This is a genomic window from Oceaniferula marina, assembly GCF_013391475.1.
GTDB lineage: Bacteria > Verrucomicrobiota > Verrucomicrobiia > Verrucomicrobiales > Akkermansiaceae > Oceaniferula > Oceaniferula marina.
Genome location: NZ_JACBAZ010000002.1, coordinates 203,853 through 220,195, shown reverse-complemented (window position 1 = coordinate 220,195; position 16,343 = coordinate 203,853). Strand labels below are relative to the sequence as shown.

Here is a 16,343-nt window from a genome sequence, read left to right as displayed (position 1 = left end):
TGATCATGAAAAATAAGACGATGAAAAAAGAGTTACTATTCCCAGCCATCGTGATGGCATCATCAATCAGCATTTCACAGGGCGCTTTAGTGCTGGCAAATGGTGGATTTGAAGATGTCACCGGTAGCGGAGGCACTGTGACTGTTGACGATACATCTGTTAACGGCGATAATAATGGGATATTGGATGACGAAATGACAGTATCCAGTGAAGGCACGATCAACCGTTGGGATGGTGTTCTCAACGGTTCAGCTAATAAAGTTTCAGCACTTGGCAGCTATCGCGGTAACACTCCTAATTCCTCTGGGCTCGATACTTGGGCTGTTATTGAGGGAGGCACGTTAACCAGTGGCAATTCAGCGCAACTGGGCCAGAATATTGGATTGATCGGTGACCTTACTGCTATGACAGTAACATTCGATTTGACGGCTCGCGCTGCTAGTTCTCAAAGCCTTATCAATGATGTGCGTGTCAGCGTGTTTGCAGGAACCGCAGGTACGGCCGGATGGGTTACTGAATTGGCCTCTGTAACTTTCGATGCAAGTGAGGCAAGCGGATTGGTGACAAACACAGGTGATATAATGTCTACGGGAGGAGGTGAAAGTGTTTATCTTGCCAGCCAGTCTGTCACGCTTGACACCTTTAACTCTGCTGGAGCGAATACCAATGTGTGGCTGGTATTCACCACTGTCGGAGACGCTACTAATGGACAGACCCTGATCGATAATGTGTCGATTGCCTCCGTCCCAGAACCATCTTCCGCAGCTCTTCTCGGCCTTGGTGGAGTTACTCTGATCTTGCGTCGTCGCAAGTAAACATAAACCCTCTATCCTCCCTGCGGCTGTAGAATTTAGCTGTAGGGAGGTTTTTTTTGGAAATCAGCAAAGTTAGCATCAAACTAACAGCCATCATAGTGATGAATAAGCAAGTCAAACAGACACAAAGAAGTCTCAAACTACCGACCCTCATCCTCTCGATCCTATGCGTACCGATATCCGCTATGCATGCACAGGAGTCATCTTTGCCCAACATTCTCCTGATCAACGTAGACGACATGGGATATGGCGACCCCCAATGTATCAACCCCAACTCAAAGCTCAGCACCCCGCATATTGATTCATTGGCAACTCAGGGACGTATTTTTTCTCAAGCCTATACCTGTGCGGCAATCTGCGGCCCCAGTCGCTACGGATTATTGACGGGACGACACGCCTGGCGATCTGGACTCACATCAGGAAACGGTGCCACCCTTGGTCAGTCGACGATTGACAGTCAGAGGATGACGCTAGGATCTCTTTTACTCAAACATGGATATGATACGGCGATGGTGGGCAAATGGGGAGTTCGCTTTGATTTTCGAAGCGCCACAACATCTGCTTTCAACCCTACACTGCCCTCAAGTGTCCCTTCACTGTCGCAAATTGATTTCAGCAAACCTATCTATGGGCCCAAACGACATGGCTTTGAATATGCCCGTAATGCCGTTTGGATAGGCACGGGTCATCAATGGGTTGAGAATGGGGTTTCCGATTCACCGCCGGGGATTAACGGTATCATGAGCACGGGCGATGATGACGAATATCGTTTGCGTCTGGGTATTGAACTAGAGGCTGCGGTGAACTATCTGAATTCCAAGGGGAATCAAATTTCAGGGAATGGTTCTGTTGATCCGAAATATGGACAAGAAAAAGGCAAACCGTTTTTTCTCTACTTTGCAACGGGAGCACCCCACACCCCCATTACACCCACCGCCGCTTTCCAAGGTTCCAGTGGGGTGGATCTTTATGGAGATTTCATTCAAAATCTGGACGATACCATCGGTCAATTACTTCAGGCATTAGATGACAATAATCTGTCCGATAATACACTTGTTATTTTCACTTCTGATAATGGAGCCGAAGTAGCGACTTCAAAAGCAAACGCTTATAGTCGGGCTGTAAATCAAGGTCACTTCAGCATGGGACCTCTCCGGGGTGGTAAGCGTTCCCTCCACGAGGCGGGCACGCGTGTTCCTTTTATCGTTAAGTGGCCCAACAAGGTGATGGCAAATTCGGTTTCCTCTCAGGTCATCAGCCAAACTGACTTACTAGCTACATTTGCAGATATCCTTGATGTAGATTTACCAGACAACGCTGGAGAAGACAGTGTCAGCAGTCTCGATGCTTTTCTCACAACGAATCCAATGGCGACAACACCTCGTGATTTGCTGATACACGCGGGAGCTACTACCAACCTTGCCATCCGCCAAGACTCATGGGTGCTGATTAAACAAGCAAACTACGCTTCGCCATCAGAGACATCGGCATTTCGAGATCTCATAGGTGTGCCTAATACCGACAACGACTTTTCAGGCTCTTTGTATAATCTCAATACCGATCTCCGACAGACGACCAACCTCTACCATTCAGAAGCGGCTACTAGAAACAAAATGTTAGAATCTCTGGAGAATTACAAAAAACGAGGGAGAACTGCGCCGTCCCGACTTTATTTGGCAAATGATAGTTTTGAAGATGAAATCTATCGATACTCTGGACATGACAGTGAGACCGAGGTGGGAGGCGTCTCCCCTGGTTGGACAGGGTATTCCGATTCCGTCAACATCAATGGGTTCTTTACCGGAGGCTTAGGTAGTAAGCGCGACGAGCTTTCTCTCATCGACGAAACGAGAAGCAACGTGCCTGACACACCCTCCGGCAAGCAATGGCAAAACCTGAAAATTGGCACGCACACGATAGCCGAAGTGGGTAGAAATTTAGGCTCGGTTAATACTCTTCAAAAAGTGGTTTCCGCAAATAACGTCATCGACATGACGTTTCTCCTTTCGGCGCGTCGAGCCAATTCAAGGGATGATATTTATGATGTCAAAGTAAGTTTGATTGCGGGGAGCCGTGATTCATGGGACTCTGCAAAAATCATAAAGAGCATCGTTGTTGATGCCGATACAAATGGGGAGCTAGTCACCAACGTAGGTGATACGGTGGATGCAGCTGACAGTGTGTATCTCAAGGGAGTCTACGTGAATTTTGATCTATCAGACGTCAAATTTACCGACCTGGAAAATAACGATGTCTGGTTGGTTTTTTCAACGCTTGATGCAGATTCTAATGGCTCATCCAATACCTCGAATCAAACATTAATCGACGGTATCACTCTCGCTGGTGTACCAAAAAATGAACGCTTAGGAGTGACCCACTTGTCCAATAATCATTATATACTAGACTTTAAACCGAGACCCAACCGTTCCTACATCATTCAGAAATCAGTTGATTTAACACCCGATTCTTGGGAAGCCATGGTAACTTTGCCAGCTCATACCACGACACTCGGAGATATCTATCATTACAAAATGAACATGGAAGGAGAAGACCGGGGGTTTTTCCGATTGCATTAATCTTCTCAGTAGCGCTCGAATATTACTGCTCTCTTCCAAGACAGCCCCAACCACGCTTGCCTGGGGAAACCTTCAGATCAGATGACCGTCAGCTCTTCTCGGTCTGGGTGTTTTCTCCTTAATCCTGCGCCGCAGGAAGTAAGTTCACTTTTTTCTCATCTTTTTGTTGAGAAAACGATTGAGGATTCATTCCTTACTAGGCCTGACCTCCACCCACCTGAAATTAACACGTTCATTAAGCGGCTGTTGGAGCATCAATCAGCTCTACGTGCTTGTATCGTCTCGCTGATACCGGGATCCGACGGTGCCGAAGGCGTCCTGCAAAATACCAACGTCGTCATCAGGGAAAAAATGCACGACTTCGAAAAAAGCAGCAATTTCCATGCCCGGATCTTTACCATGGCCCGCAACATGGTGGAATCCCAGTTTCGAGCGAATAAACACCACCATTCATCCACCGGTTGGCGCTCCTGCGTCAGCCGGTTTTTTTTGTCCGCAATGCGAGCATTCTGAAGTTTTTAATGTTTTTTGCTAACGTTCGGGCAAAAAGGCATCATTTTATAAGTGCATGCCACTATGAGCCTCGACGCAAAACAAACCCAAGACTTTGTCCAGCTACTGACCTCCCATCAGTCGGCCCTACGCGTCATGATCCTGTCCATGATGCCCGGCCAGCCGGGAGTCAGCGACGTCCTGCAGGAAATCAATCTGGTTTTATGGCAAAAAATGAAGGACTTCGAACCCGGAAGCAACTTCCGCGCCTGGGCGTTTTCCATCGCCCGGTTCAAAATCCTCGAGCACCTGCGCAAACTCAAAAAAGATCGGCACTTGGTCTTCGATGAAGAGCTCTGCAACCAACTCGTCGAAGAAACCGATCAGGATTCCAAACACACCGAAGCCATGCAGGAAGCCCTTGAGGCCTGTCTGAGTAAAGTCCGGCCAAAAGACGCCCAACTGCTCAGGCACCGCTATTACCAGGGCGGCAATCTGCAGGAATACGCCCAGGCACACAACGAATCCGCCGGCGCCTTACGGGTCACCTTACATCGTCTCCGCACCTCCTTGCGCCGCTGCATGGTGCGCAAGCTCAAGCTCGACACCCTCTAATTTCCGCCCTGAACCATCATGCATCGCAACCAACTGGAAGAATCCATCAATGACCTCCTCGAAGGAGTCATTTCCGAGCAGGATTTTGCCAAGCTTCAGCAGGAACTGAAGGACAATGCAGAGGCCCGAAACACCTACAAACAATACATCCAGGTCCAAAACACGCTCGAGCAACATGCTGCCGGTACCAACACTCTTACATCGTCAAACGTTATCCCCATCAATCAAATCCTCAAAAAACAACAGCGCAGGCAAATCAAAATCGCCCTGATCTCAGCCGCTGCCATTCTGGTGCTCTCCGCAGTCCTCTTGCGCCTGTTTTTTGTCGATTCTGAAACGCCACCCTCACTCGCGTTCCAAACCTCCCCGGGCACGCTCTTCACCATCACCCACGATGGCGCGGAAGATCAGCCCAACGGCCAGACGATGCATCCCGGCTCACGCCTCCAACTCAGCCAGGGAGCCATCGAGCTTTCCTTTGCCTCCGGAGTCAAATCCATCATCACCGCTCCTGCCGACCTCACCCTGCATGCGGAAGATCAACTCTACCTCGGCGAAGGCACTGCCTGGTTCCATGTGCCCAAAGGGGCTGAAGGGTTCCAAGTAAAAACCAGAGACCTCAACATCGTCGACCTCGGCACCGAGTTCGGCGTGCTGGCAAAAACAAACGATCACGATGAAGTCCACGTGCTGAAAGGAAAAGTCGAAGTTTCCGCCCTCAGGGTGCGCAAAGAGACGCTGACTCTCGACGCTGGGCAAGCGCGCCGTATCGACCCCGTCGGGCGCCTGACCCTGATCGAATCAAAACCATCTGCATTTCTCACCTCGCTACCTCAATCACTGCTATTCCTTCATTGGAGCTTTGATCAAAAACAAGGTATCGAAGTGGATGGACCTCAGGTGGATGGGAATCATCCGCTTGCTTCCGAGGTGATCAGTAAATATCATGGTGCCGTTCAGAGCTGTAAAGGTAGGCGCGGAGAGGCTCTTCGATTAAATAGCAACGGACAACATGTCACAACGAATTGGCCTGGCTTTAGTGGTGTGAAACCTCGAAGCGTTGCCTTTTGGATCAAGCTTCCCAAGGGTGGACAACCACAAGAATTCGCTGCAATTATAGGATGGGGCGACAACTCTAGGGAGAATTACAAGTGGGAGGTGGTGGTTAGGCAGAACTCATCCGATCAAAAGGGGCGAGTTTCAATTTCATGGGGTACAACTATAATCAATACATTCCCAGTGCTGACTCCTGAACGCTGGCATCATGTGATCTTAAATGATTATGGTAGAACTGATGCGCAAGGTGATCCTGTTATTAGCATCTTTGTTGACGGTCAACAGGTTGAGTCACGGTTCTGGGCGAGAACGGGTGATCCTATCAATACAACTACCTACACGGCTGATGCGCTTCCCTTATCGATGGGGGTTACGATCCGCCATTCAAGCATTGCTGACAGACGCCGATATCTAAAAGCCGACCTTGATGAACTTTATGTTTTTGATGGCGCTTTGACCGCTGAGCAAGCTCGTCAATTCTACACCAAACAACTTTCTTACGTTAAGAAAACCACGGGGAGCACTCCGATTAAAAGCAAAAGAAAAACCACAAACTAAGCATTAGCATGAAACTTAAAAAAATAACATCGGTCGTTTTGGCATTAGGAATAGCAGCAGCGAGCAGCGCCAGCGCCGCCACGGTATCCACAGTATCGGTGGAGCTGGGTGCAGGCACTGGTAACTACGATTCAACGGGTGGAGTAGCGATCGATTTTGATTCTACCACTGGCTTAACTGCCGATTGGAGCCCTGATCTACTTACGACAACTACTTACAGCATTAACTCCCTCACCTTAGAGGAAAGCGGAGATCTTGACAGTAATGCTTATCTCGGGGTTTACACGAGCTTCGTAGGTGGTGTTCTCTCCGGTTTTCAGGGTGTGTCAGATCAGACACAAAACGAAGCTACCGCCACGGGCATCAATCTGTTAACTTGGACTTTCACAGGCATAACGGTTACACCCGAGGCAAACGCTGGCTCTGGTGGCGACGTCCGTTACTTTGTTTTTCAAGAAGGGACAAGCGCTATCACTGGTATTGAAAATCAAACTCACACACTAAGGCGTGTAGCAACTAACTATAACACTACTCTCTCCGCTATGCTGAAAACCAGTGGGACAGTTACCGAAACACGTAATCCAACCTACAGCGCAGTAGTGACAGCAGTCCCAGAACCATCCTCCGCAGCTCTTCTTGGGCTGGGTGGTGTTACCTTGCTTCTTCGCCGCCGCAAGTAAACAAGCCTCATTTCCTTTACTTCTCTCACCGGATGATGCCTCGGTATCATCCGGTTTTTTTGGACAAACAAGCCGATCGAACTCGGCATCATTCTCTGCCTCGCATTGGCCAAGCTACTTCGTAGGTAACCCAAGTGATCCACGGGCCTTCTTCCGAGTCGCCCTCGAATAAATGCAAGTGCTGGGTTCGAGCCTTCCCCGACTCATTCCATAAAAACTCGAAAAATGTTGTTAACGTTTCGGCCTTAGTGATGAATAGTTTGATGAATTGACGTATTTTTAGACGTCAAAACGTCATGAAACCATCCTCTGGGAATACAAGCGACTTTATCAGGCTCATCACAACCCACCAATCGGTGTTGAGAGGGTTGATTGCCGCCATGTTGCCGGGCAATCAGGACGTCGATGATATTTTGCAGGATACCAATGTGATCCTTTGGGAAAAAAGGAAGAAGTATAACTGGGAGATGGATTTTAAACCATGGGCCAGCGGAATTGCTCGAAACAAGGTTCGCCAGTACTGGGCTAGTCATAAACACGATTCTTGCATCAATCTCGATGAAGACTTTTTGGACGCCGTGGCACAGGCCCATCAACATAACTCAGTTGACAAGTTTGCACAAAAAAGGGAGGCCCTGGCGCAATGCATGGCACTCCTGAAATCGCGTGATCGGGATCTCATCCACGCCTATTCCTATAACCAAGAAAGTCTGGACTCCAGATTGAAGAAATTCGGCCTGACCGCGGCGTCGTTACGTGTAACAACACATCGGATACGTAAAAAATTGAGGCTGTGTATTGAAAAACGCCTTGCCTGGGAAGGAGCTTCGAAATGAAGCCAGATGAATTGGAAACCAAAATCCAAGATTTGGTCGATGGCAATGTTTCCCAAGACGACTACGATCTTATATCCACTGAGATCAAGTCGAAGCCGAAAGCGATGAAGCTCTATTTGGCCTATGTCGATCTAGCGAACATGGTGGCTTTGGATGCTGCTGAACAGGCTCAGTTCACGCCGGTGATTTCCATCGACCAAGTGGTAACCCGTCAGAAACGCCGCACAATGAAAGTGGCCCTGCTTTCCGCCGCCGCGATCCTTGTGATCGGGCTCATTACCATGCGCCTGTTTTTTGTCGATCCGGAAACGCCACCCTCGCTCGCCTTCCAAACCTCCCCGGGCAGCCTCTTCACCATCACCCACGATGGAGCGGAAGATCAGCCCAACGGCCAGACAATGCAGCCCGGCTCACGCCTCCAACTCAGCCAGGGAGCCCTTGAACTCACCTTTGCCTCCGGAGTCAAATCCATCATCACCGCTCCTGCCGACCTCACCTTGCATGCCGATGACCGACTCTACCTCGCCGAAGGCACCGGCTGGTTCCATGTTCCCAAAGGGGCTGAAGGGTTCCAAGTGAAAACCAGAGACCTCAACATCGTCGACCTCGGCACCGAGTTCGGCGTGCTGGCAAAAACAAACGATCACGATGAAGTCCACGTGCTGAAGGGAAAGGTTCAGGTCACCGCCCTGCGCGTCCGCAAGGAATCCGCCACGCTCACGGCCGGCCAGGCGAGCCGTATCGACCCCATTGGCCGCCTCAGCCCCATTCCTAGCGCAAACAATCAATTTGCGAACGAACTCCCCCAATCCCTGCCCTATATGCATTGGAGTTTCGATCAGGTGCAATCAAGCGGCTTTCCCTCTCTGGGAAATCATCCCCAAAGTCATCTTGGACATGCCAAGCCGGTCTCCAAAGATGCCGCCACCATGCAATGCGATGGTCCCTTCGGTTCGGCCGCCCGATTCACCGAACACGCAAGCGATAGCCTGGTCACCTCATGGCCAGGGGTTTCTGGCAATAAAGTGCGCACTGTCGCCTGCTGGGTTAAATTAGATGCCAAAGCACTACGCCATGGAGGATCCAGTCTAATCGCCTGGGGAGTCAACCAACCAGGAAAACAAGGCCATTACACCAAATGGAAATTCGCCATCGACCGCATGGGAAGACCGGTGGTGGTTGGCTACAATGGCGGCTTCTATGCTGACTCTATCAACATCGCCAACAGCAAGTGGCACCACGTCGCTTGCGTGCACTCCATGGATGACAACAACACCCCACGTGTCGAACTCTATCTGAATGGTAAAAAACAAAACGTTGTCTGGGCAAGCGACCACAACCGGCCACTGACCACGCCCAACACCGTCACCGACAGCCATCTTTCTTACTCCGCTAGAATTGGTACCACTCTCGGATTTCAGCCCCCACAAAATGGGCCGGTCATGCTGGGGGCAATCGACGAACTCTATCTGATTGAAGGGGTGCTCGAGGCCCCAGAAATCAAAAACCTAATGGAAAACAACCAATACCCACAATAAACCAGAACATTATGATGAAATACCCATCCATCCTACTCGGGAGCCTTCTGTCCATCGGAAGTGCTTCAGCCGCCAACGTCATTGTCAATGGCTCATTCGAAAACACCACCGTTGCGATTACGCCTCAGGCTGGCACAGCATGGGGGGATCGGGCAGCGGCGGCCGGACTCACGGGCTGGACACTTGAAAGCAACAACGGTCTAGCCCTCGCCAATGGAGGAACAGCACCATTCCACACTGGTAATGGAAGCAACGTCCCCTTTCAAACCCCGACCGACGGCAATACCTTCCTTACCACCAATGCCGATGCAACGTCTATTTTCTCCCAGACCATCAACGGACTCAGTGCGGGAACCGTCAACGTCTCCTTTGACCTCAACCGCATGCTTGCCGCCGGTAGCGGCACCTTCACTGCCAACGTCGAAGTTTTCGACGGCAACTCTGATGCTGCAACCTCCCTTTGGAGTGAGACTGTAGATGTTGCCGCACAAACTCAAGAAACCTGGGTCAACACCGCATCAGGCACCTTTGCCAACTCTGGAAGTGAACTATTCGTGCGCGTTACCCTCGTTGACCAAGTCAACGGAGGCCAAATCGGTATGGACAACCTCGTCATCAACCACACCGCCGTCCCAGAGCCCTCATCAGCCGCGCTGCTTGGTCTCGGTGGTCTCGCGCTGATCCTGCGCCGCCGCAAGTAAACAAGCCTCGATTCCTTGCTTCTCTCACCGGATGATGCCTCGGCATCATCCGGTTTTTTTTGGACAAACAAGCCGATCGAACACGTATTGTCTAGACCATGGGAACCACGATCAAACTCGGCATCATTCTCTGCCTCGCATTGGCCAAGCTGCACGCATCCGCCAAGCCGAATATCATCGTCTTCCTCGTCGATGACATGGGCTGGCAGGAAACTTCCGTTCCCTTCCACACCGAAACCACCCCACTCAATCGCGATTATAAGACCCCCAACATGGAAAAGCTGGCCGCCGATGGACTGGTGCTCACCAATGCCTACGCCCATAACGTCTGCTCACCTTCCCGCGTCAGCCTGCTCACCGGTGCCAACCCGGCACGCCACCGGGTCACTTGCTGGACCTTGAGAAAAGACCGCTCACCGGAACGCAACAACAAAGACTTCCGCCGTGCCAATTGGAACCTCAACGGGCTACAACCACTGGGCTACAACATCCCCCATTCATTTGAATCCGTTACCCTTGCCCAAGTCCTGCAACAGGATGGCTACCGGACGATCCACGCAGGCAAAGCCCACTTTGGTGCCCAAGACACCCCGGGAGCCGATCCGAAAAATCTCGGCTTCGAGGTGAATATTGCCGGATCCTACATGGGTGGCCCCGGCTCCTACCACGGCGATAAAAATTTCTCAGCCGCCTGGCGCGGCGGTGGAAAAATCTGGGACGTCCCCGGCTTGGAAAAATACCACGGGCAAAAGATTAATCTTACCGAAGCGATCACCCGCGAATCCATTGCCGCCATCCAACAATCCGTTCAAGAAAAGAAGCCGTTTTTCCTTCATATGGCCCACTACGCCGTACACGCCCCATGGGAAGCCGACCGCCGATTTCTGGATCAGTTCTCCAACAAAGGCTGGCCGAAACAAAAGGCGGTGCTCGCCTCCATGCTCTACGGAATGGATCAATCACTCGGTGATCTGCGTAAGACCGTCGAGGATCTTGGCATTCGTGACAACACCCTGATCATCTTTATGTCCGATAACGGCTCTCCGAGCCAATGCCCGCAAAACCATCCGCTGCGAGGTCACAAAGTGCGAGCCTACGAAGGTGGCACCCGCGTCCCCATGATTGCCTACTGGCCCGGCAAAACCCCCAAAGGGAAACGCAATGATACCCCCGTCATCATCGATGATATTTTCCCGACCCTTCTGGATGCCGCCGGCACCGAAACCATTCCACCCAACGATGGCATCTCACTCGTTCCCTTACTCAGTGGCAAACCAATCAACGCCTCTCGCCCACTGTTCTGGCACTACCCGAATTTTTACGACGTCCCCCCATTCAGCTCGGTGCGCCTCGGCAACTGGAAACTCATCTACCGCCACACAAGCCAGCAATTCGAACTGTTCAACCTCAAACAAGACCTCAGCGAAAAAAACAACCTCGCCAACTCCATGCCGGAAAAAGTCAGCGAACTTTCAAAAATTCTCACCCAACACCTCAAGGACACCCAAGCGGTTTTACCAATCGATAAACAAAGCAACAAACCCGTGCCTCTGCCCGACAAAGCGCTCTAGTGGATGCGCCGATTTACCAAATAAGCATGCTCCGCCCTATGTATAAGATATCGATTGTGCCTCTTTTTGGAGTTCTACTCTGCCTGAACTCCGCAGCTGCGGAACAAACGTCCAGCAATCAACCCAATGTGGTGCTGATTCTCGCTGATGACATGCGTCTCGACTACCTCGCATGCATGGGTATGAACCAGATCGTCCAAACGCCTAATCTGGACAAACTGGCAACCAAAGGAACCTTGTTCACCCATGGCTTTGTCACTTCCGCAGCATGCACGCCCAGCCGGGCAAGCATCATGAGCGGGCAATATGAACGCCGCCACGGTGTGACCTTTGGCTCCGACTCTGCCATGACGGAGAAGGCCTTTTCCCAGACCTACCCGATGTTACTGAAACAAGCTGGATATTACTGTGGTTATATCGGAAAAAACCATGTTCCCATTGGTTCGAGCAAACGTGGAACTGGATACAAAAGCGGCCACATGGATAGTCAATTTGACTTCTGGTACGGTGGACACGGGCACCTTGGCTTCTACCCCAAGCAACGTCACAAAATCTTCCGACATGCCAAAGCGGATACCCAGATTGAAATCCTCCAGCAGGGAACCGATCAGTTTTTTGCTCACAACCCCGAGTTCGCCAAGACCCAATCGTTTTTGCAAAGCCGACCAAAAAACCGGCCATTTTCCCTGCAGGTCAACTTCAACCTTCCTCACGGAGCAGGAACCGGCAGCATGAAACTCAAACCTAGCGACCCTGCGCTTTACCGAAGCGCCTACCGGGATCAAATCCATGCGATGCCACAACCGGACACCTACATCGCTAAGAAAGACATCCGGGTTCCAAGGATCCCACGCCATGTCTACAACGGCAAATACATCAGCCAATACAACTACGTCCAAACCCCAAACACCCTCCGGGAACGCCAAGTCCGCACCTGCCAAACGGTCACAGGCATCGACCAACTGGTGGGCAAACTCATGGCGACTCTTGAAAAGCAGGGTATTGCAGACAATACCATCATCATTTTCACCTCAGACCACGGTCTTCAACACGGTGAACACGGGCTAGGCGGCAAGGTGCTCCTCTACGAAGAGTCCCTGCACATACCCTTGATCGTTTATGACCCGCGCATCAAAAAAGACCGTGCACCCCGTGTCGAACAACTCGCACTCAGCGTTGACCTGGCTCCTACCATCCTCGACTTAGCCGGTCTTCCCATCCCTGAAATAATGCAAGGACGAAGCCTAAAACCATTGCTGCAAGGAGACTCCCATTCCTGGCGCCAGGACTTCTTTTGCGAAAACATGTTCATGGGTCAAAACTACCCGAGAATGGAAGCAGTGCGCAGCAGCGAGTGGAAATACATCCGTTACTTTGACAAAAAGAAAGACCAACACCATATCCTGTCACTGGTCGCATCCATACGCGGAGAAAAACCCATCTATGAGGAGCTCTTCAACTTAAAAGTAGATTCAGGTGAAACTCACAACCTGGCGCCGAATCCAAAATATCAAAGCACTCTGGAAAAATACCGCCAACGCTGCGACCAACTCGTCCGAAAAGCAAAAGGAGGAAACCTCCCACCAGACACCCATGTCAAAGCCATGGAAAACCCAACATACAAAGCCAAGCTGAGACAGCGGTATGAGGGTCTGAATCTCTAAAAAGAAAGCCACGATTAAGGAGGAAGCTTCACACAAACCGGAAAATGGGCGACCTCACCCAGCATTTTTTAATCTTTAATCACACACCGATCACGGCGTATCAATATAATACAAAATCAACACAATAATCTCCATGGAAAGCCGAGGGAAGAAATGCTAGTCTCAGCGGCGATATGAATAAGGTAACGATCACCTGTCTACTTTCCGCCCTTCTTTTCTGCTCAGCATCTGCTTCGGAAACGAATCCAAGCAAACTCGACGACTCCGTGCGGGCTCAACAAATCAAGGACATGAAGTGGGGCATGTTCGTCTGCTGGTCCTTCTCCACCTTCAGCGGCTACGAATGGACCCCTGGCGTGGAAGATATTTCCTTCTTCAATCCAACCGGGGCCGACCCCGAACAATGGTGCAAAGCCGCCAAGGATGCCAACATGGGCTACATCCTCTTTCTGACCAAACACCACGACGGTTTCTGCCTCTGGGACACCCAGACCACAGATCGCAAGGTGTCCAACACCCCGGCACTCAAAGGCAGGGACATTCTGGCGGAACTACGCAAAGCCTGTGACAAACACGGCCTGAAGCTCGCACTCTATTACTCCGAAGGTGACTGGTCGTGGAACCCGAAACATAAAGGCATCCATAAGTCCGTCCCCAACCCCGAGGCCAAAAAAGCCCAGCTCAAGGAGCTGCTGACCAACTACGGGCCCATTGAGTTTTTCTGGTTTGACCACGCAGTCAACGATGGTGGTTTGAGCCACCAGGACACCGTCAAGTGGGTTCATCAATTTCAGCCCAATACGTTCTGTGGATTCAACACCGGCCAAACCGCAGGCCGACTCAACCTGCGCGAACGTGGACGCCCCGGCGCCATCGGGGACAAAACTGCGGCACACGGCAAAAACCACCACAAAACCAGCTACTCCGCATTCAAGGTTGCGGAATTCACCTACCCGATTCTGGAAGGGCAAAATCGAAAAAAAATGCGTGGTGCCCAATGGTTCTACTCGCTGCCGGAAAACGACCACAAGGCAGCCAGCCCTGACAAAATCTATCAAGATTACCTGGGCGCCGTCAAATACGGCAATATCTTCTCCCTGAACATCGGACCGGACCGCAGCGGCAAACTGCGCGAGATCGATATCAAGACACTGAAGACCGTCGGCCAGTACATCCGTAAGGAAAAGACTCCTTCCGCCATACCTCCTTCTACCAAACCATAACATGAAAGCCATCCCAACCCTCTTGCTGCTCGCCACCACACTTGCATCAGCGGAGGCAGCCCCGGAATACAACTTTCAAAAAATGATCCAGCCGGTGCCGCTGCACAGCAAGCTGGAGCACAAGGACTGGTCCACCTGGGGCAGCGCCGTTCTCAAGGGAGACGACGGTAAATATCACATGTTCTACTGCCGCTGGCCCAAGTCCATACCGTGGGCCACCAGCTGGGTCGTCGATGCCGAAATCTGCTACGCCGTAGCAGACGCCCCCGACGGCCCGTTCAAACACGTCCGCACCATCCTGCGTGGCCGTAAACACGAGGACAAACCTCAGTCATGGGACGGAGCCTCGGTCTACAATCCGCACCTCAAACAATTCGGCAACAAGTTCTACCTTTACTACACGGCGGGCCACGACCCCTACTCGAAAAAAATGATCGGATCTCGTGATCATGTTGTTGCCAACCAATGCATTGGGGTGCTGGTAGCAAACTCGCTGCAAGATCTGGCAACAGGCAAATTCAAACGCTTTGATCAACCGATCCTCAAACCAGTCAAACGCTTCGGCCGCTTCGTCAAAAAAGGTGAGCAATACGGTGACATCAACGACCCTATCCCCGCCAATACCATCGTCGTCAACCCAAGCATCGACCAACGCGCCGATGGCAAGTATATCCTGATGTACAAAAGCTGGAAACCCAAGGGTGGTATGACCCACGCCGTAGCGATTGGAGACAGTCCCACCGGCCCCTTTACCTTCCACCCGGGTGAGGCATTCAAGGGATATGCAGAAGACCCCTACATCTGGTTCGATCAACGAGGACAAAAATTCTTCTGCCTGGTCAAAGACTTCAACGGTAGTATCACCAAAAAAGGTGCCTCAATGGCATTGTTTGAATCCGAAGACGGCATCCAGTGGAAACACGCCAAACATCTGCTGGCCTCCGACCTGCGCATCACCTGGAAAGAAGGAAGCACACGTAAAGTCCACCACCTGGAGCGGCCCCAACTCCTCTTTGATGAAGCAGGAAAACCCATCATGCTCTACGCGGCCTGCGCCTTGCAGTCCCCGGTTCGCAACAGCGGAAAAAGCTTCAATATCCACATCCCCTTGGCGGATGAAGATTAATTTTTTCACTCTCAATCAAGGTGGAGTTCGATAAGGGCTCCCAACTTCGATCGGTTAAACCGATCCAAACAAAACAGCCACCATGTTCAAACTCATTTTCTCTTGCCTCATTCTATCCGTTACATGTGCACAAGCGGATCAATGGCACGGGTATCAAAAAGACATTCTCAAAACAGCGGACAAAAAAGGCCATATCGTCATCCCGAAACAGCCAGCACCGGGAAGGCCCTGGGTCTGGCGTGCCCGGTTCCCAGACTACCACCCCGAAGTCGATCTTATCCTCTTAAAGCGCGGCTTCCATGTAGCCTACACGGATGTCTCCAACCTCTACGGCTCACCTGCCGCTGTTAAACAATGGGATCAGTTTTACCAACAAGTCACATCCACCTATCGGCTCGCAGCAAAGGTAGCACTGGAATGCGTCAGCAGAGGTGGACTGATCGCCCACAACTGGGCAAAAAAGAACCCAGAAAAAGTTGCCTGTATCTATGGCGAAGTGCCCGTCTGCGATATCAAAAGCTGGCCGGGAGGCAAGGGCGAGGGCAAGGGAAGTCCCAAAGATTGGACACAAGCAATACAAGCGTATGGCACAGATGAGGCGGGGTTGATGGCATGGGATGACAACCCTCTGGACAATCTCGAACCGCTGGCCAAGGCCCGCGTTCCCTTCCTCCATGTCATCAGTCTGACAGACCAGATTGTGCCACCGTCGGAAAACACCTTGCGCCTGTTCAACCACTACACCTCGCTCGGAGGTATCATGACCGTCCACCCCAACCTCCAGCAGCCGACAAAAGCTCATGGCCACCACTTCCCGCTCGAAGACCCGACCTACCTTGCCGACTTCATCAGCCGCAACTGCCTGACGAACTCCAAATAAATCATTAATCAT

The 16,343-nt window shown here is 51.3% G+C and carries 13 protein-coding genes; all 13 read left to right on the top strand.

All coding sequences use genetic code 11. The annotated features are described in order from the left end of the window. The first annotated feature begins 5 nt into the window (after window positions 1-5). The gene (locus tag HW115_RS05485; RefSeq protein ID WP_178931593.1) at window positions 6-815 is read left to right on the top strand and encodes a PEP-CTERM sorting domain-containing protein; all 810 of its coding nucleotides are present in this window, start codon (window positions 6-8) and stop codon (window positions 813-815) included. A gap of 185 nt (window positions 816-1,000) precedes the next feature. Beyond that, window positions 1,001-3,391: a sulfatase family protein gene (locus HW115_RS05480; RefSeq protein ID WP_178931592.1), complete on the top strand. Its 2,391-nt coding sequence runs from the start codon at window positions 1,001-1,003 to the stop codon at window positions 3,389-3,391. Between the two features lie 576 nt (window positions 3,392-3,967). Further along, entirely contained in the window at window positions 3,968-4,498 is a 531-nt protein-coding gene (locus HW115_RS05475) for a sigma-70 family RNA polymerase sigma factor (RefSeq protein ID WP_178931591.1), read from the top strand. An 18-nt stretch (window positions 4,499-4,516) separates the two neighbouring features. Beyond that, a complete protein-coding gene (locus HW115_RS05470) occupies window positions 4,517-6,112 on the top strand; it encodes a LamG-like jellyroll fold domain-containing protein (protein WP_178931590.1) in 1,596 nt (531 codons plus the stop codon). Window positions 6,113-6,120: 8 nt separating this feature from the next. Further along, on the top strand, window positions 6,121-6,792 hold the full coding sequence (locus HW115_RS05465) for a PEP-CTERM sorting domain-containing protein (RefSeq protein ID WP_178931589.1): 672 nt from the start codon (window positions 6,121-6,123) through the stop codon (window positions 6,790-6,792). Window positions 6,793-7,088: 296 nt separating this feature from the next. After that, window positions 7,089-7,628, top strand: coding sequence for a sigma-70 family RNA polymerase sigma factor (locus tag HW115_RS05460; RefSeq protein ID WP_178931588.1), 540 nt, complete (start codon window positions 7,089-7,091; stop codon window positions 7,626-7,628). Further along, a complete protein-coding gene (locus HW115_RS05455; RefSeq protein WP_178931587.1) occupies window positions 7,625-9,166 on the top strand; it encodes a LamG-like jellyroll fold domain-containing protein in 1,542 nt (513 codons plus the stop codon). Before HW115_RS05460 ends, HW115_RS05455 begins: the two co-directional genes overlap by 4 nt. An 11-nt stretch (window positions 9,167-9,177) precedes the next feature. Continuing rightward, window positions 9,178-9,867 (top strand): PEP-CTERM sorting domain-containing protein, encoded by a 690-nt coding sequence (locus tag HW115_RS05450; RefSeq protein WP_178931586.1) that lies wholly within the window; start codon window positions 9,178-9,180, stop codon window positions 9,865-9,867. Window positions 9,868-9,965: 98 nt separating this feature from the next. Further along, window positions 9,966-11,438 (top strand): sulfatase, encoded by a 1,473-nt coding sequence (locus tag HW115_RS05445; protein WP_178931585.1) that lies wholly within the window; start codon window positions 9,966-9,968, stop codon window positions 11,436-11,438. A gap of 26 nt (window positions 11,439-11,464) precedes the next feature. Next, window positions 11,465-13,102 (top strand): sulfatase-like hydrolase/transferase, encoded by a 1,638-nt coding sequence (locus HW115_RS05440; protein WP_227021300.1) that lies wholly within the window; start codon window positions 11,465-11,467, stop codon window positions 13,100-13,102. Window positions 13,103-13,275: 173 nt separating this feature from the next. Continuing rightward, entirely contained in the window at window positions 13,276-14,325 is a 1,050-nt protein-coding gene (locus HW115_RS05435; RefSeq protein WP_178931584.1) for an alpha-L-fucosidase, read from the top strand. 1 nt (window position 14,326) lies between these two features. After that, the gene (locus HW115_RS05430) at window positions 14,327-15,451 is read left to right on the top strand and encodes a glycoside hydrolase family protein (RefSeq protein WP_178931583.1); all 1,125 of its coding nucleotides are present in this window, start codon (window positions 14,327-14,329) and stop codon (window positions 15,449-15,451) included. Window positions 15,452-15,533: 82 nt separating this feature from the next. Then, window positions 15,534-16,331, top strand: a complete 798-nt coding sequence (locus tag HW115_RS05425; protein ID WP_178931582.1) for an alpha/beta fold hydrolase — start codon at window positions 15,534-15,536, stop codon at window positions 16,329-16,331. The last annotated feature ends 12 nt before the right edge of the window (window positions 16,332-16,343 follow it).